19 protein-coding genes are annotated in these 16,892 nt (G+C 62.6%); 10 read left to right on the top strand and 9 right to left on the bottom strand.

Annotated features, from left to right (window positions below; all coding sequences use genetic code 11):
* Window positions 1-10: 10 nt before the first annotated feature.
* Both E5E97_RS01445 and E5E97_RS01440 read right to left on the bottom strand, forming a co-directional pair.
* Window positions 11-2,053: a protein-disulfide reductase DsbD gene (locus E5E97_RS01445; RefSeq protein WP_171279776.1), complete on the bottom strand. Its 2,043-nt coding sequence runs from the start codon at window positions 2,051-2,053 to the stop codon at window positions 11-13.
* A gap of 54 nt (window positions 2,054-2,107) precedes the next feature.
* Window positions 2,108-2,488: a hypothetical protein gene (locus tag E5E97_RS01440; RefSeq protein WP_171279775.1), complete on the bottom strand. Its 381-nt coding sequence runs from the start codon at window positions 2,486-2,488 to the stop codon at window positions 2,108-2,110.
* A gap of 176 nt (window positions 2,489-2,664) precedes the next feature.
* On the opposite strand from E5E97_RS01440, the gene E5E97_RS01435 reads away from it, so the two are divergent.
* The 4 genes from E5E97_RS01435 (at window position 2,665) to pspG (ending at window position 4,732) form a co-directional block, all read left to right on the top strand.
* The gene (locus tag E5E97_RS01435) at window positions 2,665-3,393 is read left to right on the top strand and encodes a 1-acylglycerol-3-phosphate O-acyltransferase (protein ID WP_171279774.1); all 729 of its coding nucleotides are present in this window, start codon (window positions 2,665-2,667) and stop codon (window positions 3,391-3,393) included.
* A gap of 206 nt (window positions 3,394-3,599) precedes the next feature.
* Window positions 3,600-4,262 (top strand): phage shock protein PspA, encoded by a 663-nt coding sequence (gene pspA / locus E5E97_RS01430; RefSeq protein WP_017782532.1) that lies wholly within the window; start codon window positions 3,600-3,602, stop codon window positions 4,260-4,262.
* A 2-nt stretch (window positions 4,263-4,264) separates the two neighbouring features.
* Window positions 4,265-4,471, top strand: a complete 207-nt coding sequence (locus E5E97_RS01425) for a PspC domain-containing protein (RefSeq protein ID WP_017411260.1) — start codon at window positions 4,265-4,267, stop codon at window positions 4,469-4,471.
* 42 nt (window positions 4,472-4,513) lie between these two features.
* Window positions 4,514-4,732: an envelope stress response protein PspG gene (pspG, locus tag E5E97_RS01420; RefSeq protein WP_010636066.1), complete on the top strand. Its 219-nt coding sequence runs from the start codon at window positions 4,514-4,516 to the stop codon at window positions 4,730-4,732.
* A gap of 214 nt (window positions 4,733-4,946) precedes the next feature.
* Here pspG and E5E97_RS01415 read toward each other — a convergent pair whose 3' ends face one another.
* Window positions 4,947-5,357 carry a GIY-YIG nuclease family protein gene (locus tag E5E97_RS01415; protein WP_171279773.1) on the bottom strand — a complete coding sequence of 137 codons (411 nt, stop codon included), beginning with the start codon at window positions 5,355-5,357 and terminating at the stop codon, window positions 4,947-4,949.
* A 44-nt stretch (window positions 5,358-5,401) separates the two neighbouring features.
* On the opposite strand from E5E97_RS01415, the gene E5E97_RS01410 reads away from it, so the two are divergent.
* On the top strand, window positions 5,402-6,136 hold the full coding sequence (locus tag E5E97_RS01410; RefSeq protein ID WP_171279772.1) for an ABC transporter substrate-binding protein: 735 nt from the start codon (window positions 5,402-5,404) through the stop codon (window positions 6,134-6,136).
* Here the strand turns inward: E5E97_RS01410 and rarD are convergent.
* Window positions 6,118-7,026, bottom strand: a complete 909-nt coding sequence (gene rarD / locus E5E97_RS01405; RefSeq protein WP_171279771.1) for an EamA family transporter RarD — start codon at window positions 7,024-7,026, stop codon at window positions 6,118-6,120. The genes E5E97_RS01410 and rarD overlap by 19 nt on opposite strands.
* Window positions 7,027-7,128: 102 nt before the next feature.
* On the opposite strand from rarD, the gene E5E97_RS01400 reads away from it, so the two are divergent.
* The gene (locus E5E97_RS01400) at window positions 7,129-7,710 is read left to right on the top strand and encodes a uracil-DNA glycosylase family protein (RefSeq protein ID WP_171279770.1); all 582 of its coding nucleotides are present in this window, start codon (window positions 7,129-7,131) and stop codon (window positions 7,708-7,710) included.
* Window positions 7,711-7,720: 10 nt separating this feature from the next.
* Here the strand turns inward: E5E97_RS01400 and E5E97_RS01395 are convergent, their stop codons facing one another.
* Window positions 7,721-8,578, bottom strand: a complete 858-nt coding sequence (locus E5E97_RS01395) for a DMT family transporter (RefSeq protein ID WP_011707447.1) — start codon at window positions 8,576-8,578, stop codon at window positions 7,721-7,723.
* 91 nt (window positions 8,579-8,669) lie between these two features.
* On the opposite strand from E5E97_RS01395, the gene E5E97_RS01390 reads away from it, so the two are divergent.
* Complete coding sequence (locus E5E97_RS01390) at window positions 8,670-9,587, top strand: LysR substrate-binding domain-containing protein (protein WP_043160693.1); 918 nt, start codon at window positions 8,670-8,672, stop codon at window positions 9,585-9,587.
* 91 nt (window positions 9,588-9,678) lie between these two features.
* Here E5E97_RS01390 and znuB read toward each other — a convergent pair whose 3' ends face one another.
* Together znuB and znuC are read right to left on the bottom strand one after the other, a co-directional pair.
* Window positions 9,679-10,458, bottom strand: coding sequence for a zinc ABC transporter permease subunit ZnuB (znuB, locus tag E5E97_RS01385; protein WP_171279769.1), 780 nt, complete (start codon window positions 10,456-10,458; stop codon window positions 9,679-9,681).
* Window positions 10,459-10,479: 21 nt separating this feature from the next.
* On the bottom strand, window positions 10,480-11,244 hold the full coding sequence (znuC, locus tag E5E97_RS01380; RefSeq protein WP_171279768.1) for a zinc ABC transporter ATP-binding protein ZnuC: 765 nt from the start codon (window positions 11,242-11,244) through the stop codon (window positions 10,480-10,482).
* Between the two features lie 94 nt (window positions 11,245-11,338).
* On the opposite strand from znuC, the gene znuA reads away from it, so the two are divergent.
* Both znuA and E5E97_RS01370 read left to right on the top strand, forming a co-directional pair.
* Window positions 11,339-12,253 (top strand): zinc ABC transporter substrate-binding protein ZnuA, encoded by a 915-nt coding sequence (gene znuA / locus E5E97_RS01375; protein WP_171279767.1) that lies wholly within the window; start codon window positions 11,339-11,341, stop codon window positions 12,251-12,253.
* 84 nt (window positions 12,254-12,337) lie between these two features.
* Window positions 12,338-13,012 (top strand): transglutaminase-like cysteine peptidase, encoded by a 675-nt coding sequence (locus E5E97_RS01370; protein WP_171279766.1) that lies wholly within the window; start codon window positions 12,338-12,340, stop codon window positions 13,010-13,012.
* Here E5E97_RS01370 and E5E97_RS01365 read toward each other — a convergent pair.
* Both E5E97_RS01365 and E5E97_RS01360 read right to left on the bottom strand, forming a co-directional pair.
* Window positions 13,007-13,948, bottom strand: coding sequence for a TAXI family TRAP transporter solute-binding subunit (locus E5E97_RS01365; protein WP_045525528.1), 942 nt, complete (start codon window positions 13,946-13,948; stop codon window positions 13,007-13,009). The genes E5E97_RS01370 and E5E97_RS01365 overlap by 6 nt on opposite strands.
* Entirely contained in the window at window positions 13,948-15,240 is a 1,293-nt protein-coding gene (locus E5E97_RS01360) for a LapD/MoxY N-terminal periplasmic domain-containing protein (RefSeq protein ID WP_045525526.1), read from the bottom strand. The genes E5E97_RS01365 and E5E97_RS01360 overlap by 1 nt, the downstream gene beginning before the upstream one ends.
* Before the next feature lie 260 nt (window positions 15,241-15,500).
* Here E5E97_RS01360 and mepM point away from each other — a divergent pair, with 260 nt between their 5' ends.
* Window positions 15,501-16,838, top strand: coding sequence for a murein DD-endopeptidase MepM (gene mepM / locus E5E97_RS01355; protein ID WP_171279765.1), 1,338 nt, complete (start codon window positions 15,501-15,503; stop codon window positions 16,836-16,838).
* The last annotated feature ends 54 nt before the right edge of the window (window positions 16,839-16,892 follow it).

The following is a 16,892-nucleotide window of genomic DNA, read 5'->3' as shown; positions in this document are numbered from 1 at the left end:
GGGATTCTCCTTAAAAATGGGGGGCATCGGCCTGGACGAGGCCGGCCTGGTGCAACACGTCGAGCAAGTCGGCCTTGTCCAGCAGGGGCGAGAGGCTCTCCCCCTCTGGCAGGCCGGGCCCGTAGATCTGGTTGAAAGGGACGGCGGCAGCGCCGCGCTGGCGCAGGAAGGCGGAGATGGCATCGCTCGGCCGGCTCCAGTCGCCGCGCAGGGCCACCACGTCCGGGGCCGACAGGGCGCTCTGCACCTCGTCACGCAGCAGCACGTTGTACTTGTTGGCCTTGCAGGTGACGCACCAGTCGGCGGTGACGTCGACGAAGACCCGCTTGCGCTGGGCCAGCGCATCGACGATGGCCTGTTCGGAGAGCGGCTGCCAGGCAATGCGATCGACGCTGCCCGACCCCTGCGCCGTGAGGGCGCCACCCAGCAGCAGGGCGCCGCCGATGAGTGCCGAGAGGGAGAGGGCCAGCGTGAAACCGCGCATGCCATAACGCCAGAGGATGCCAATCAGCAGCGCCAGCAGCATGGCGGCCATCAGCCAGCCGGTGGCCGTGCTGCCCAGATGGTTGCCAAGCAGGCTCGCCAGCCAGAGGCTGGAGCCCAGCATCATCAACCCGAGCAGGATGCGCAGTCGCCCCATCCAGCGGCCCGGTTTGGGCAGCCAGAGGGCGAGGCGCGGCAGGGCCGCCACCAGCAGCCAGGGCAGGCTCATGCCAAGGCCGAGCGCCGTGAAAATGAGCCAGAGCTGGCCGAGCGGCGCCGCCAGTGCAAAGGCCACCGCGGTGCCGAGGAAGGGGGCCGAGCAGGGGGTGGCCAACAGGGTGGCGAAACTCCCCTGCAGGAAGTGGCCACCGAGCCCCTTGCCGCCGCTGGTGGCGAGGCGAGTGCTGAGATTGCTGGGCAGACGGATTTCGAACAACCCCAGCAGGTTGGCGCAAAACAGCAGGGTCACCGCCACCATGAAGCCGATGAAACCGGCGCTCTGGAACTGGATCCCCCAGCCGACTGCCCCCTGGGTGGCGCGCAGCAGGCTGCTCATGGCCGCCAGCACCCAGAAGGAGGCAATGATCCCGGCACTGGCGGCGAGGAACTGCTTGCGCACCTGTCGCTGTTCGCTCGCCTGCTGCTGCAGCACGGTACCCAGTTTCAGGGCCAGCACCGGCAGCACGCAAGGCATCAGGTTGAGGATGAGGCCGCCGAGCAGCGCCGCCCCCAGCAGCCAGATGAGAGGCTGACCTGGGGCCGGCAGGGCGAGAGGCTCGGCGATGGTGGCGCGGGTCTGCCAGGCCTCATCGCCGCTGCCGAGCAACAGGCTGAGGGATTGGCCGCGCAAGTCAGGGGCATCCCCCTGCCAGCCATCGCTGACCGGGACCCGGGCGATCAGGGTGTTGCCACTCACCTCGAGCGCGGGCTTGCCGAACTCGGCCCCTTCCAGCGCATCGATGAAGAGCGCTGGCGCCTGCCATCCCTCCGCCCGCTCGGCGCGCAGTTGCAGCTGGTTGTGCTGGTAGCCGAGCTCGACCCGGGTGTCGGCAGGCAGCGTCTGCGGCAGGGTGCTCATGGTTTGGGCCCAGGCGAAGTCAAAACCGGCCGGTGCCTGCCCATCCACCGCCAGGGTGAAGGGGTAGTCGGTCAGGATGCAGACGTTGCTGCAGGTAGAGAGGCGCAAGGTGCCCTTGAGCGGCTGCCCGGCCGGGTAGTCGAGGCTCAGGGGGAAGCGCACTTGTTGCTGATAACCCTGGGTGCTGAGTCCGGCCACCTCGAAGGGGCGCGGCGTGGGCCAGTGCCACTGGAAGTCGCCGACCGGCTGATCCCACAGGATCTGGGGCGCTATGCCCCCTTCACCCGGGCTGCGCCAGTAGGTTTTCCAGCCGGACTCGAGGGCCACCTCGAGCAGGATGCGGGTGTGGTCAGGGGCGCTGCGGTCGGCTTGCAGCCTGACCTTGGCGTGATCGTTCTGGGGGCTGGTGAGCCAGCCCGTATCGCTGGCCAATCCGCTGGATTGCCACAGCAGGGAGCCCAGCAGCAGGCTCGCCTTGAAGAGAGTTGACATAAACGTTGTCTCGCAAAAAATGAATGACAGCAGGCTGAAAAAGCGCGGCTGAACTCATTCCCGCCAGACACAGAGGGTGAGGTGAAGTCGTCGTTCGGGGGGCGACACGGCCCGTGGCGGTGGCAGTGGCGGCGTGTAGCGCCAGAGCGGGGCCAGCAGCGCGATGAGCAGGGCCACCGCAAAGAACAGCTGCTCGAGGCAGAGCAGGGTGGTGGCGCTCAGCCACTTGCCGTTGAGCTGGCAGCTGTTGGGCTGTGGGCTGGCGGGCGTGCCCTTGTCGGCCTGGTCGTCGGCCGTGACGAAGGAGGGTAGGACCTGACAGCTGAGAGCGTGATCGAGCAGGGCCAGCCGGGCCAGCGGCTGGGCAGCGCAATTGAGCACCAGCAGGCAGACCAGCAGCAGGAGTCGTTTCGCCACGCGTTGTTGGTGAATCATGCTCGCCCCGTTCATCAAGATGGCCACATCCTAACGGCCAACGCCGGGTGGGGCAAGCCGCCGTCCGTTTTAAGGCAGAGGGGCGGGCGGCAGGGGTGGTCGGTTCTGTTTGGCGAACGCTTGTTCGCTAAAAGGGGGACCAGTATACTGCGCCGAGTCAAAATCCGAGGTGTTCGATGCTCAAACTTGCCCGTGTGCTGCTGCTTGGTCTGCTGCTCATCTTCTGGTTCCTGTTCGGTCTGCTGCTTTGCCTGGTGCGTCCGCGCCATCCCAACAACGTCTATGTCTTCGCCTGCATGTACCATGCTGTCTGCCCGCTGATCGGCCTCAAGGTCCGGGTGACGGTGGCCGACGAGGTCAAATCGGTGGGGCCGGCGGTCTACGTCTGCAACCACCAGAGCAACTACGACATCTTCACCGTGACCGGCGCGGTGCAGCCCGGCGTGGTGGCGGTGGGCAAGAAGAGCCTGTTGTGGCTGCCCTTCTTCGGTCTCATCTTCTGGCTTTCCGGCAACGTGCTGATCGACCGCTCCAACCGTTCCCGCGCCATCGGCACCATCGGCCAGGTGGTGGAGCGCATCAAGCATCGCGGCACCTCCATCTGGATGTTCCCGGAGGGGACCCGCTCCAAGGGGCGTGGCCTGCTACCGTTCAAGGCAGGCGCCTTCCACACCGCGGTACAGGCAGAGGTGCCGGTGGTGCCCATCGTCTGCTCCAGCTACTTCGGCCAGATCGATCTCAACCGCTGGGACAACGGCGAGGTGCTGCTGGAGGTGATGGCCCCGGTCTGCAGCAAGGAGCACGGTGCCGCCGGCATTCGCGACCTCTCCGACAACTGCCGCGCCCGGATGGAGGCCAAGCTGGCGGAGCTGGACAGCAAGCTCGGTCATCCCCGGGCCGCCTGAGTACACCGCAGATTGCATGAGGGAGCCGCTGGCTCCCTTTTTTATTGGTGAAAATCACCACTAGATCGGTATTTTTCGCCACCAAGACGATATTGAAAATACCTGATAAAACCCCATCTATATGTAAGTAAAGGAAAAATTATCTTGGCACGGCTCTTGTAAAGTTATGGGAAGAGATAGCCATCCCATCAACAAGGAGCCAGACCATGAGCGTATTTAGCCGCCTGACCGACGTGATCAATGCCAACCTGCACAGCCTGCTCGACAAGAGCGAAGAGCCGGAGAAGATGCTGCGGCTGATGATCGAAGAGATGGAGCAGGTCCAGGTCGAGATGAGAACCCAGGCCGCCCGCGTCATTGCCGAACAGAAGCAGCTGGAGCGTCATCAGCAGGCGTTGCAACACCAGATCCTGGAGTGGTCGGCCAAGGCCGAACTCGCCATCCAGAAGGGGCGTGAGGACCTGGCCCGGGCCGCGCTGACCGAGAAGCTGGCCGAGGTCAAAAAATGTGAGCAACTGGAGCAGGACAAGGCGCGGGTCGCCGAGGTGCTGGCTCAGCTCACCGCCGACAGCGAGCGACTGGCCGCCAAGCTGACCGAGGCACGCGAGAAGCAGAAGCTGCTGACCCTGCGTGAACAAACCGCTCACAGCCGGCTGCGGGCCCGTGCCCAGGTAGACAACCAGCGCATGCACGAGCTGATGGCCCGTTTTGACGGCTTTCAGGGCCGGGTCGATCAGCTGGAAGCCCAGCTGGAGGCGGCAACCCTGGGGCAGAACCCTTCGCTGGAGGCCCAGTTCCGCGAGCTGGAGCTGAACGACGAGATTGAACGGGAGCTGGCCCGCCTCAAGGGTCAAAAAGTGGAGGCATAACCATGACGCCCTGGCCGAAGGATCTTGCCCATCGCAAGCTGACCGGGGTCTGTGCCGGCATCGCCAACGGGCTGGGGCTCTCCAGGGTGACGGTGCGGGTTGCGGCCCTGATGGCGCTGATCCTGATGCCGCCCCTGGCGCTGGCCGCCTATCTGCTGGCGGTGCTGATCATGCCGCCCCGTCGTGAATTGAAGCGCTGGCTGGATTGACCCCGGGTCACTCAGCGGCATTAACCCAGTGAGGAGCAAAACATGCTGGAATTTATCGTCTTGATGCTGGTTCTGGTCGGCATGGCGCTGGCCGGGTTCACCGTGCTGGCCATGCTGCTGGTGAGCGGCGTCTTCGTGCTGTTTGGCGCCCTGGCCGGCATGTTTGCCCTCATCATCAAGCTGGCGCCCTGGTTGCTGGTGCTGTTGGTGGTGTGCTGGTTCATCAGCAGCCGGCGCAAGCAGGCCAATACCTACCGTTGACACTCCCTGTTACCGGATCCTTCCTTGGCCGCTGCGTACCGCGGCCTTTTTTGTGTCTGCTGGTGGTGTGCTGGTTTCAGCAGCCGGCGCAAGCAGGTTAATCAACCTACCGTTGACACTCCCTGTTATCGGATCCTTCCTTGGCCGCTGCGTACCGCGGCCTTTTTTGTGTCTGGGTGGTGGAGTACTGGTTTCAGCAGCCGGCGCAAGCAGGTTAATCAACCTGCCGTTGACCCTCCCTGTTATCGGAGCCTTCCTTGGCCGCTGCATACCGCGGCCTTTTTTGTATCTGGGCGGTGGCCAGCCAGGACTGGCTGCAGGCGAGCCAGCGCTCCGGCTGGGTGATCAGTTGCTCCTTGAAGGCCTTGCTCTGCTGCTTGAGCCGGTATTCGAGGCGCAGCGCCACCCCTTTCTCGCCGACGGCCTGCTGCCAAGCCAGGGTCAGCGGCCCCTTGCCACGCAGGGCGCGGGATCCCTTGCCGCTTTGATGCTGGCGCAGACGGCGGAGCGGGTCCGTGCTGATCCCGGTATAGAGCAGGCCGCTGGCGGTGCGTACCATGTAGATGAACCAGTGGCTGGCGGGCGGACTGGTAGCCGGTTCGGCGCCGGGAGCGGGTTCTCTCATTCGATCTCTCTGTGCCACACTCAAGAGCAGCTCAAGGAGGTGCGATGCGAGCGTGGTGGTGGTTGTGGTGTTTGCTGTCGATATCGGCTCATGGCGAGACGCTGCGTCTCTACGACTATCATCAGCACCCCCCCTTCATGACCGGGGAGCAGACTGGTCTGAGCCGGGATCTGGTCAAGTATCTCAATGAAAAGCTTGGCGGAGAACCCAGGCTGGAACTTTGGCTGGTGAATCGGGCCAGACTGGCGCTGGAGATGTCGGACCCCGGCTTCGATGGCCTGGTGGCCTGGGTCAATCCCGCCTGGGTGGGGGATCCCCAGCGCGAGCTCTACCTCTGGACCTTTCCCATCATGCGCGATACCAACGAGCTTATCTCCAGCGTCGCCAGGCCGGTCATCTATCACGGGCCCGACTCACTGAAGGGGATGAGCTTCGGCGGCATCGAGGGCTATCGCTATCAGGGCATCGACGAGGCGGCGGCCAGGGGCGATCTGGTGCGGGTCGATGCCAAGAAGGTCAAGACCAACTTCAGCCTGCTGGTGCGCGGTCGCATCGACGTGACCCTGGTGCCGGGCTCGGCACTCACCTTCTTCACCCATGACCCGGCCTTCGAGGGCAAGCTGTTCGTCTCGCCCTTTGCCCAGTCCAGCTATACCCGCCATATCCTGTTGCCAAAATCCCGCAGCGCACTGCACAGCCGGCTGAACGACATCGCCGAGCAGATGGACCGGGATCCCAAGTGGCACGCCATCCTGGAATCCTACCGCGGCAGACCCTGAGCGTCGGCGCTGCGGCGCAGATGGCGCCCAAGCTTGTGCAGCGGCAGCAGGCTCACCAGCAGGCCGGCCCAGACGAAGGCAAACCCCACCGATTTCACCGGATCCGGCGTCTCGCCAAACCAGAAGATGGCGAGCAGGAAGGCGAGGCTGGGCTCTATGTACTGCAGCAGACCCACCGTGCTCATGCGGGTACGCATCATGCCGTAGCAGAACAGCCCCACCGGCAGCAGGGTGGCGGGGGCACTGCCCATCAGCAACAGTCGCTCGGTCCAGTCACCGGTCACGAACTGGCTGGCACCGCTCACCGCCAGAGCGCCGATGATCAGCAGGGCGACGGGCAACTGCACCAGCGCCTCGAGGTAGAGGCTGACGCCGGCGTTATAGTGGACTTTCTTCTTGAGCAGACCGTAGAGGGCGAAGTTGGCTCCCATGATGAGGGAGAACCAGGGCAGCTGGCCGTAAGAAAACAGCATGTAGGCCAGCCCCGCCAGCGCCAGTGCCACCGCCAGGTGTTTTTGCGGGGTGAGCTTCTCTTTGAGGAACAACACGGCAAACACGATGTTGAACAGCGGCGTCATGAAGAAGGCGAGGCTGGTGGCCAGCACCTGGCCTGTGGTGAGGCACCAGGTGAACATGCACCAGCTGATGGACATGACGGGGCCGGCCAGCAGGATGAGACCGAGCTGGCACGGTTCGCTGCGCAGCCGCGCCCAGGGCACCCGGTAGCCGATGAGGAGGAACAGAAGGCCCAGCAGCACCGCCGACCAGAGTACCCGGTGGGAAAGCAGCTCCCACATGTTGACCGCGGGCATGAACTGGTAATAGAGGGGCAGCATGCCCCACAGCACGAATGAGAGGGCCGCGCTGCCGGTGCCCATCCAGTTCTTCATCTCGCTCCGTTTATTAAATTAAACAAGTGTGGCTGCATGATAAGTATCTGCTGAATCTTTCACAAGCAGGATCCGGCGGAAAACTCTGCTACTATCGGGCCCATGAACCGACTCGACAGTTTGTTTGAACAGATCCGCGCCTGCCGCCTGTGCGAGGCACACTTGCCGCTCGGGCCCAGACCGGTGATCCGTGGCAGCGAGCGCGCCCGTCTGCTGATCATCGGCCAGGCGCCAGGCACCCGGGTGCATGCCAGCGGCATCCCCTGGGACGATCCCTCCGGCGATCGCCTGCGCCAGTGGCTCGGGGTGGACAAGGCCACCTTTTACGATGAATCCCGTATCGCCATCATGCCGATGGGGCTCTGTTACCCTGGCAAGGGCAAGTCAGGAGATCTGCCGCCGCGCCCCGAATGTGCGCCCACCTGGCACGACAAGGTGCTGATGCTGCTGCCCAACATCGAGCTGACCCTGCTGATCGGCCAGTATGCGCAAGCCTACTACCTGCGGGAGGCGGCGAAAGGGTCGCTGACCGAGACGGTACGCAGCTGGGCTGACTACGGCCCGGCCTGGTTGCCGCTGCCGCACCCGTCACCGCGCAACACCTTCTGGCTCAAGAAGAACCCCTGGTTCGAGCAGGATGTGATCCCCCATCTGCAACAAAGGGTCGCCCCACAGCTGGGGTGACCCTCGTTGGCTAGAGTGCCGGTTCGACCTGCGGTTTGGGCTTGCTGCGGGCCATGGCGATGAGCGGCAGTATGATGCACAGGCACCCCAGCAGCAGCGGCAGGCCCGGCTGCTCATCGAACAGCCATACCCCGATGGCGACCGCCATCAGCAGGCCGGTGTACTCCGCAGAGGCTATTTTGCTCGCCTCGGCCTTGCGATAGGCCACCACGCACAATCCCGCATAGACCATGATCAGCGCCGAAGAGCCGAAGGCGGGCCACCACATCTGCCACTGCCAGTCGCCCCCTTCCCACCAGGCCAGCGCCATGATGAAGGGCATGCTCAACACGTTGGTAAAGAACAGGGTCTGGGCGATGGGCTGCTGGAGCGGGATCCGCTTGATCAGCAGATTGTTGAGCGCCATGGAGAGCGCCACCCCGAGCGCTGCCAATGCCGCCCAGTTCACCTCGGTGGGGCGCAGCACGATCAGCACCCCGACAAAGCCGATGAAGGCGGTCAGCACCTTCTGGCGCGAGATCGCTTCCCCCGCCAGCCACACCGCCAGCGGCACCATCATCAGCGGCGCCGCATAGAAGAGGGCGTTGGCGGTGGCCAGCGGCAGCCGGGTGAGGGCGATCACCATCAGGCAGACGCCGACCGCCCAGATATGGGCCCGCAGCAGATGCCACTTGAGCGCTACCGGCGGATTGCGACGCCATGACCAGAGCAGCCAGGGGGCCAGCAGGATGGCGGCGGAGAGCTGGCGGAAGAAGACGAACTGGAACACCGGCTGGTCCGGCTCCAGCACCTTGACCAGCGCGTCGGAAAAGACCGCCACCATATTGCCCAGCACCAGATAAAGGATGCCGATCCCTACTGCATTCATACCACCTCCCATGTTTGATGAGGGAAGGGTAGCCCGCGTGCTGTTATCCAGTAAAATGATAAAAAATCACCATGCATGAGAATTTTGGATAATGAAGCTGCCCCCCCTGCGTGCCGTTCAATACTTCGAAGTGGTTGCCCGCCTGCTCAGCTTTTCTCGCGCCGCGATTGAGCTCAACGTCAGCCAGAGTGCGGTCAGCCACCAGATCCGTCTACTGGAGGATTTTCTGGGAGAGCGGTTGCTGCTGCGCCAGGGCCGGCTGCTGTCGCTGACGGCGCAGGGGGAGGTCTATTTCGAGGGGATCTCCGCCGGGCTCGGCCAGATTGCCCAGAGCAGCGAGCAGCTGCGCGGCGGCGGCGAAATGCGGATCCGGCTCGCGGTCTACAGCTCGTTTGCGGTGAAGTGGCTGATCCCGCGCCTGGCTGGGCTGCGCCAGCTCTATCCCGAGCTGGATCTCAGCCTGGAGATGGTGGCGGAGGATCCCGAGCTCTCCGATCGGGTGGCGGACTGCTTCATCACCGTCTCCCCCAAGGGGCCCGGCTATATGCATGATCTGCTCTACCGGGAGCGGCTGATGCCGGTATGCAGCCGGCGACTGTGGCAGCAGGTGGAGGGGGAGTGGCCTGCGGCCCTGTGGCAACTGCCGCTGCTCTCCATCCAGGCGATCTACAAGGAGAAGGGGGAGGATTGGCGGCGCTGGGCCGACGTGGGCGGGCTGACGATCGCCCCCGAGGCGAGGATGCATCATTTCAGCCACATTCTGCTGGCACTGGAGGCGGCCAACTGGGATCAGGGGGTGGCGCTCATCAACGACTATATGCTGCAGCCGGAGGATCCCGGTCTGGTGCGACTGCCGCTGCATGCACTCGAGACCGGGGACAACTTCTATTTTGTCTGCAAGCGCTCGCGTGTCCATGAACCCGCCATCAGCCGGCTGCGCCAGTGGCTTTGGCAGGAGGCGCAAGCGAGCCTGCGCCCCGGTGAGAATGAACCGCTCAGGCGTGTTTGAATAGGCGCAGCACGAGCAGGGCTGGTGGCGGAGATCCTGCGAAGGGCCGAGAGATGGAGTGGCCTGACAGCAAGGCTCAGGCCACTTGGGTTCAGGCTTTCTTGAACTGGCTCAGAATAAACAGGCTGGTGGCGCAGACCACTACCGAAGGGCCGGCCGGTGTGTCCTGATACCAGGAGAGCAGCAGTCCGCCGAGCACGGCAAGGCAGCCGATGAGGGCGGCAAAGCCGGCCATCTGTTCCGGTGTTCGGCTGAAGCGGCGGGCCGTTGCCGCAGGGATGATCAGCAAGGAAGTGATGATCAGCGCCCCGACGAACTTCATCGCCACGGCGATCACCAGCCCGATCAGCAGCATCAGCACGCAGCGCAGCACATCGACCCTGACCCCTTCCACCCGGGCAAGCTCTTCGGAGATGGTCATGGAGAGCAGGGGATCCCACAGCCGCCACAGGGTGAGCAGCACCAGGGCGCCGCCGCCATAGATCCAGAGCAAGTCCATCGGTTGTACCGAGAGCAGGTCGCCGAACAGGTAGGCCATCAGATCCACCCGCACGTTGTCCATGAAACTCAAGGTGACCAGACCCAGCGACAGGGCGCTGTGGGCCAGGATGCCGAGCAGGGTATCGGTGGCGACCTGCTGGTTGCGGCTCATGATCACCAGCAGCATGGCCATGGCGAGACAGCAGACCACCACCGCCAGGGTGAGATCCACCTGCAGCAGGATGCCGAGCGCGATGCCGAACAGGCAGGCGTGGGAGAGGGTGTCGCCAAAATAGGCCATCTTGCGCCATACCACGAAGCTGCCGAGGGGGCCGGCCAGCATGGCGATGCCGAGGCCGGCCGCGAGGGCGTATAACAGAAAGCTGTCCACTTGATGATCCTGTCGGGTACGTTATTGATTGCGGGAGGGCAGGCGAATGACGGGGGCCTGCGGTTCATGATGATGGTGTTCGCCGTCGCAGTGGTGATGGTGGGTGTAGACCGCCAGCACCTCCTGTTCCGGTCGGCCGAACAGACGGGCAAATTCGGGGTGGCGGGCCACGCTCTCCGGTTCGCCGTGACAGCAGACGTGGCGGTTGAGGCAGATCACCTCGTGGGTGCTGGCCATCACCAGGTGCAGGTCGTGGGAGACCATCAGCACGGCGCAGTTGAACTCGGCGGCCAGCTGGCTGATGAGGGCGTAGAGCTCGATCTGGCCGTTGATGTCCACCCCTTGCACTGGCTCGTCCAGCACCAGTAGCTCGGGTTTGACCAGCAGGGCACGGGCCAGCAGCACCCGCTGCATCTCGCCGCCAGAGAGTTTCTGCATCCGGTTGTCCAAAAGATCTTCCGCACCGACCCGGTTCAGCGCCTCCTCGATGGAGAGGCGGCCGTTCTTGCCAAGCTGCAGAAAACGGCGCACCGTCAGCGGCAGGGTGGGATCCAGATAGAGGCGCTGGGGCACATAACCGACCCGCAGGTCACGGCTGCGGGCGATGTGGCCTGAATCCGGCGTGAGCAGGCCCAGTACCAGCTTGCTCAGGGTACTTTTGCCCGCTCCGTTGGGACCGACCAGGGTCGTGATTTTGCCTTTGTTCAGGGTAAAGGAGACCTTGTCGAGCACGGATCGTCCATCAAATGAAAGACAGACCTCTTTCAGCTCCACCAGTTGGGTCATGACAGCTCCGGGGTTTACAGCCTGTGAGAGTTATAATATAACAATAACGTTGGTTTGTTATATTATCACACACACACTTCCTGACGAGACCTCTATGCGAATTCTTGCCCTGATCACTGCCCTGCTGGCGGTGAGTCTGCCTGTCCGTGCCCTCGAGGTGCTGACCACCATCAAGCCGCTGGGTTTCATCGCGGCCGCCATCACCGACGGCGTGAGCGAGCCCAAGGTGCTGCTGCCGACCGGCGCCTCGCCCCATGATTTCTCCCTGCGCCCATCTGACATTCGCAGCATCAATGAGGCCGACCTGGTGGTCTGGATCGGTCCTGAGCTGGAAGGCTTCATGGCCAAGCCGCTGGCCAAGCATCCCCATGTGTTGACCCTGACCCGGGTCGAAGGGATGCCGCTGTTCGATTACAGCAAGCAGGCCGGCCACGAAGAACACGCCGACGAGGGGCATGAAGGTCATGATCACGACGGTCATGAGGGGCACCACCACGAGGGCGTCGACCCCCACATCTGGCTGGGACCGACTCAGGCGCTGGTCATCGCCAATGCCCTGAGCGAAACCCTGAGCGCTCAGGATCCGGCCAACGCCGAGCGTTATCGCGCCAACCTGCTGGCGTTCAAGGCCAAGGTAGAGGCCAAGGACAAGGTAATTGCCGAGCAGATGAAGGCGGTGAACCAGAAGGGCTATTTCGTGTTCCACGAGGCCTATGGCTACTGGGAGCGCCACTACGGCATGAGCTCCAAGGGCCACTTTACCGTGAGCCCGGAGCGACGCCCCGGCGCCAAGACCCTGGTGGAGATCCGCAAGGCACTGGAAGAGAAAAAGGCGAGCTGCATCTATGCCGAGCCGCAATTCTCGCCAGCGGTGATCGAGTCGGTGGCCCGCAATACCGGTGCCAAGGTGCTGCTGCTGGATGAAGTGGGTGAGCAGGTACCGCTCGGCCCGGATGGCTATCCCCGGTTCATGCAGCAACTGGCGGACGCTTTCGCCGAGTGCCGCTGACAGACCCGCCGAGCCGTGGTGCTCATGATGGAGCGTGCGCAGCCAACTATACTGACTCCCAGCATCTGACAGGGAGTGTCTTGTATGAAATGGCTGCTCGTTCCCACCTGCACGTTGGCACTATGCTGCGCCAGCGTGCAGGCATCCCGCCTCTCCGAATACATCGCCAGCCCCGAGCTGCGGGCAAAACTACAGGAAGTATATGGTGGTCGTGCTATTCAGCGGGCCGAGGCATTTTCGCGCCTGCTCACGCCCAGGGCCGGTACCACGGATCAGCAGAAGATCGAGCTGGTGAACAACTACTTCAACAACCTGACCTACAGCGATGATCCCAGGTTGTGGGGAGAAGCGGATTACTGGGCCAATCCGCTGGAGTTTATCGGCGCCCGCGGTGGCGACTGCGAGGATTACAGCATCTCCAAGTACTACACCCTGATGGAGCTGGGGGTGGAGGAGAAGAAGCTGCGGCTGGCCTACGTCAAGGCGGTGCGTTACAACCAGTTCCACATGGTGACGCTCTACTTCGCGACCCCCAAGTCGGATCCAATGGTGCTCGACAACATCAACAGCCGGATCCTGCCCGGCAGCAAGCGAACCGACCTGATCCCCGTCTACAGCTTTGATGCCAAAAGCATCTGGATCATGAAGTCCCGCCGTGAAGGGACGCTGGCAGGTAGTGCCGACAGGTTGGCGCAGTGGACGTCGATGAAGACCCGGTTCTCCAGCGAGCAACTGCGCTCCCCCCGCCGCGAGCTATAGCTTGCCCGCGGTTTTCAACTCCTCGAAATATTTGGCCGCGCCCGGATGCTGGTCGATGCTCAGCACCGGGCCGGTCTTATTGCGTGCCTGGTGGAACAGGTTGGCGTAGCCGTAGGTCTGCTCATTGAACTTGGTTTGCTGGGCCAGCATGGCCTTGGTCAGGCGGTACACATCGGCTTCCGGCGTGCTGGCGGTGGTCACCAGGGTGGCCGCGATGGCAAAGGTCGGCGTCGCCTTGAGGTTGCCCGGGTAGATGCGCGCAGGCACCTGGCTGCGCTGGTAATACTTCACCCCCTTGAGCAGCTGATCCCGGGTTGCTCCCTCGATCGGCAGAAAACGCACGGCACAGCGTTTGGCGGTATCCAGCACGATGCGATTGGGGTGACCCATCACCAGGCCATAGGCATCGATCTGCTTGCTGCACAGCGACTCGGCCAGATTGGCCACGCTCTTGAGATCGAGATCCTGCTCCTTGGTGCCCAGCACGTTGAACAGGGCGAGCGCCGTCTGGCGGGTGCCTGAGCTCTTGAGCCCCATGTCGATGGGGGCCAGCTTGAGCTGCTCCAGGCTGGTGATATCGCCGTCGGCCCGCACCACTATGGTGAAAGGCTCGGCGTGGGTAGCGAAGATGGCTCTGAGCTCTGGCTGAGGCTGACTGGCATACGGACCCAGGCCGTGACTGGCTTGGTAAAGCCAGTCCGACTGCACCAGCGCATAGCGGGTCTCGCCACTTTTCAGCTGGCGCAGATTTTCGATGGAGCCCGAGGTCGCCTGCAGCTTGCACTGCAATCCGGCATCGCTCTTGTTGGCCAGCCGACAGAACTCTTTGGCGATCTGGTGATAGATCCCCTGCTCACCGCCGGTGGCGATGGTCATGGTGTCGGCCAGCAGAGGCAGTGGGCACAGCAGGGCGAGCAACAATCCGGTCTTGTTCATCATGCCTCCTTGCTGGCATAGCCATCGATGCCCCAGTTGCGCAGGGTATCGATATCCTGAATGTCGCCGGCCTCCGCCAGCAGGGTGTAGCCCGCGCTGTGCAGGCACTGGGCCACCAGATTCCAGTAGAGCGGGGCCTGGGTCGGCTGGCAGCTGATGAAGACAGGGTTGATGGGGTCGAGCTGATTGAAGGTCTCGTTGGTCATCGGGATGGCGCTGAAAGCCATCTCCACGCCCTGTTCCTGCAAGGCGGCCAGCCGCTCCTGGGCAAGGGGCGGCACATGTTCCTGATCCCAGCGCCAGTCGAGGGTCTTGCCTCTGCCCTTGGCAAGCAGGGCAGAAAATTGCGTCCAGTCAGCATGGCCGAGCAGGCTGAGCGGCAGTTGCAGTCCCTCGACCGTGTGGTGCAACCAGAGATCGAGCAGGTGCCGGATCTCGTCCGGCGAGCTGTCCAGCGAGGGGGTGACCTCCGGAATGAGGCGGCTGTAGAGGCGAATGCTGCCCTGGGTCGAGAAGAAATGTTGTTGCAGCAGGCCTTCTCCCGCCTCCGCCAAGGTTTGCAGCGGCTGATTTGATATGGCGACCTGTTTGCTGAGCTGGCTGATCTTGAGCCGCTGTTGCAGCAGATCCCGTTTTCGTTCGGACACCAGCTGGTTGACCGAGGCCACCAGCTCCTTGAGATCCTGCAGCCAGGGGGAGGCCAGATTGCCGCTGAACTGGCGCTTGCGGATCTTCACCAACTGCTGGTTGATCTGCTCGAGTGGGCGCAGCAGCCGGTTGCAGACCCAGGAGATCACCAGGGTGAATACCAGCAGACCGGCTAGCAGCGCCGTGCCGGTACGGCTGATGGCATTCCACAGGTGCTGGTAGGCATAACCCGTGTGCCCTTCCAAGGTGAGGGTGCCCAGCATGCGCCAGCCATCGGTCAGCTCCTGCTCAATTTTTACCGGTGGCATGTCGATAACAGAGGGGAGCCAGGTCGGCACGTTTTGCTGCGCCGTGTGGAAGACCTTCTGAAACAACACCTGGCCATCGGGATCCAGCAGGGTGACCGCACTGACGAAGCCGCCGTCGAACATGGCGTTGACGATGGTTTCGGCCAGTACCTTGTCATCGTTGAGCAGGGTGCCCTGCAGCACCAGGCCGAGGGCCGTGATGGCGGTTTCCAGATTGGCAGACATCTGATCGAGGATGGACTGGCGTACCGTGGTGACCTCCAGCATGAACAGCAGGATGGCCCCGGCCAGGAACAAGATCAGGATGATTCGATTTAACAGTTTCGCTAACGACATATCCACTCCATGGAAAAATTATCGCAACATGCTGAAACCTTGGGTCTGATGCGAGCGGACCCGGCTCTTAAAAATAGGAAAAAAATGGTTAAAAAAGACGATCATTTCTGCCCATAAAGGAATGTTATGCATAAAATGTGAGGTTCATGCAGATTGCTATGAACTAATTGTGAGTATTTAGGTCAAACAATCAGTTTTATACGGTTTCATAACAAACAAACTGACCACTAACACCCTTAGATCTAATGACAGGATAGCGGATGAAACGTCTCCGTCCCTTGGTAGCGCAGGCTGCCAATTGGGAACCCCCGGTTCCCCGCAAACACTTTTACGCCATGCTATTGCTGACCGCGATGACGCTGTCTGCGGTAGCCATATTGCCAGCGCCGGGTGACATCCTGGAGCGGCCATTGCGTCTGGAGTTGCCGATTGCCACCAGCGGCACCGCAACCAACGAAGACAATACGGACTTCAACGACATCCCGGATCACGAGCTGGTGGAAGCCGCGACCCCGGAAGATGACATCCCGACCGATGCCACCCCCCAGTGGCAGGATTATCGGGTACGAAACGGCGAAAACCTGACCACCATCTTCAACAACCTGGGTCTCTCCACCACCACCCTCTACAAGGTGCTGGATGCCGATACCAAGAACAATCTGGCACGTCTCAAGCCCGGTCAAACCATCGAGCTGCTGATCGATCAGGACAACATACTGCAGCAGATGAAGATTCGTCTGAACATCAAGCAGACCCTGATCCTGGAGCGCACCGACGACACCTACAGCGCCAACATGCTCAATGAAGAGGTGGAGTGGCAGAAGAAGGGGTATGACGGGGTCATCAACGGCAGCTTCTACGTCAGTGCCCGCAATGCGGGGATCCCGGCCAACCACATCCAGAAGATTGCCAACCTGTTCCAGTGGCGGCTCAACTTCGCCAAGGATCTGAAAAAGGGCGACAAGTTCAAGGTGCTGGTGCGCCAGGAGACGGTCGAGGGCAAGAGCACCGGCAATACCCAGTTGCTGGGGGTGGAAGTGTTCAGCCAGGGCCAGAGCGTGTCTGCCTGGTTGTCTGAAGATGGCAACTACTACGATGGCCAGGGCAACAGCCTGGAGCGCGGCTTCCGCCGTTATCCGACTCACAGCCGCTACCGGGTCAGCTCCAGTTTCAACCCGAACCGTCGCCATCCGATCACCGGCCAGGTACGCCCCCACGAGGGCACCGACTTTGCCCTGCCGGTCGGCACCCCCGTGATGGCAACCGGCGACGGTGTCGTGCTGAAGGCGACCAGCCACCCGCTGGCCGGCACCTATGTGGTGATCAAGCACGGTCGTACCCTGATGACCCGCTACCTGCACCTGAGCAAGCTGCTGGTCAAGCCGGGCCAGAAGGTGAAGATGGGTGACAAGATTGCGCTCTCCGGCAACACCGGTCGTTCCACCGGTGCCCACCTGCACTACGAGGTGCGGATCAACAACCGTCCGGTCGATGCCATGAAGGTCAAGCTGCCGATGGCGGAACCGCTCTCCGGCAAGGAGAAGCGCCAGTTCCTCGCCAAAGTGAAGAGCTATCGCAAGGAGATGGAGGCCGGTTGATGCCTCTCTCGCCGAAACAAAAAGGCCCCGCCACTCTGGCGGGGCCTTTTTATT

It is taken from the genome of Aeromonas sp. 2692-1 (assembly GCF_013085505.1).
GTDB classification, from domain to species: Bacteria; Pseudomonadota; Gammaproteobacteria; order Enterobacterales; family Aeromonadaceae; genus Aeromonas; species Aeromonas hydrophila.
The sequence above is the reverse complement of the archived record's forward strand: the minus strand, read 5'-3'. Positions and strand labels throughout refer to the sequence as shown.

What these genes read in the sequence shown, in the direction of transcription:
- E5E97_RS01445 (WP_171279776.1), bottom strand. Translation starts at nt 2,053, where the DNA reads ATGTCAACTCTCTTCAAGGCGAGCCTGCTGCTGGGCTCCCTGCTGTGG.
- E5E97_RS01440 (WP_171279775.1), bottom strand. Translation starts at nt 2,488, where the DNA reads ATGATTCACCAACAACGCGTGGCGAAACGACTCCTGCTGCTGGTCTGC.
- E5E97_RS01435 (WP_171279774.1), top strand. Translation starts at nt 2,665, where the DNA reads ATGCTCAAACTTGCCCGTGTGCTGCTGCTTGGTCTGCTGCTCATCTTC.
- pspA (WP_017782532.1), top strand. Translation starts at nt 3,600, where the DNA reads ATGAGCGTATTTAGCCGCCTGACCGACGTGATCAATGCCAACCTGCAC.
- E5E97_RS01425 (WP_017411260.1), top strand. Translation starts at nt 4,265, where the DNA reads ATGACGCCCTGGCCGAAGGATCTTGCCCATCGCAAGCTGACCGGGGTC.
- pspG (WP_010636066.1), top strand. Translation starts at nt 4,514, where the DNA reads ATGCTGGAATTTATCGTCTTGATGCTGGTTCTGGTCGGCATGGCGCTG.
- E5E97_RS01415 (WP_171279773.1), bottom strand. Translation starts at nt 5,357, where the DNA reads ATGAGAGAACCCGCTCCCGGCGCCGAACCGGCTACCAGTCCGCCCGCC.
- E5E97_RS01410 (WP_171279772.1), top strand. Translation starts at nt 5,402, where the DNA reads ATGCGAGCGTGGTGGTGGTTGTGGTGTTTGCTGTCGATATCGGCTCAT.
- rarD (WP_171279771.1), bottom strand. Translation starts at nt 7,026, where the DNA reads ATGAAGAACTGGATGGGCACCGGCAGCGCGGCCCTCTCATTCGTGCTG.
- E5E97_RS01400 (WP_171279770.1), top strand. Translation starts at nt 7,129, where the DNA reads ATGAACCGACTCGACAGTTTGTTTGAACAGATCCGCGCCTGCCGCCTG.
- E5E97_RS01395 (WP_011707447.1), bottom strand. Translation starts at nt 8,578, where the DNA reads ATGAATGCAGTAGGGATCGGCATCCTTTATCTGGTGCTGGGCAATATG.
- E5E97_RS01390 (WP_043160693.1), top strand. Translation starts at nt 8,670, where the DNA reads ATGAAGCTGCCCCCCCTGCGTGCCGTTCAATACTTCGAAGTGGTTGCC.
- znuC (WP_171279768.1), bottom strand. Translation starts at nt 11,244, where the DNA reads ATGACCCAACTGGTGGAGCTGAAAGAGGTCTGTCTTTCATTTGATGGA.
- znuA (WP_171279767.1), top strand. Translation starts at nt 11,339, where the DNA reads ATGCGAATTCTTGCCCTGATCACTGCCCTGCTGGCGGTGAGTCTGCCT.
- E5E97_RS01370 (WP_171279766.1), top strand. Translation starts at nt 12,338, where the DNA reads ATGAAATGGCTGCTCGTTCCCACCTGCACGTTGGCACTATGCTGCGCC.
- E5E97_RS01365 (WP_045525528.1), bottom strand. Translation starts at nt 13,948, where the DNA reads ATGAACAAGACCGGATTGTTGCTCGCCCTGCTGTGCCCACTGCCTCTG.
- E5E97_RS01360 (WP_045525526.1), bottom strand. Translation starts at nt 15,240, where the DNA reads ATGTCGTTAGCGAAACTGTTAAATCGAATCATCCTGATCTTGTTCCTG.
- mepM (WP_171279765.1), top strand. Translation starts at nt 15,501, where the DNA reads ATGAAACGTCTCCGTCCCTTGGTAGCGCAGGCTGCCAATTGGGAACCC.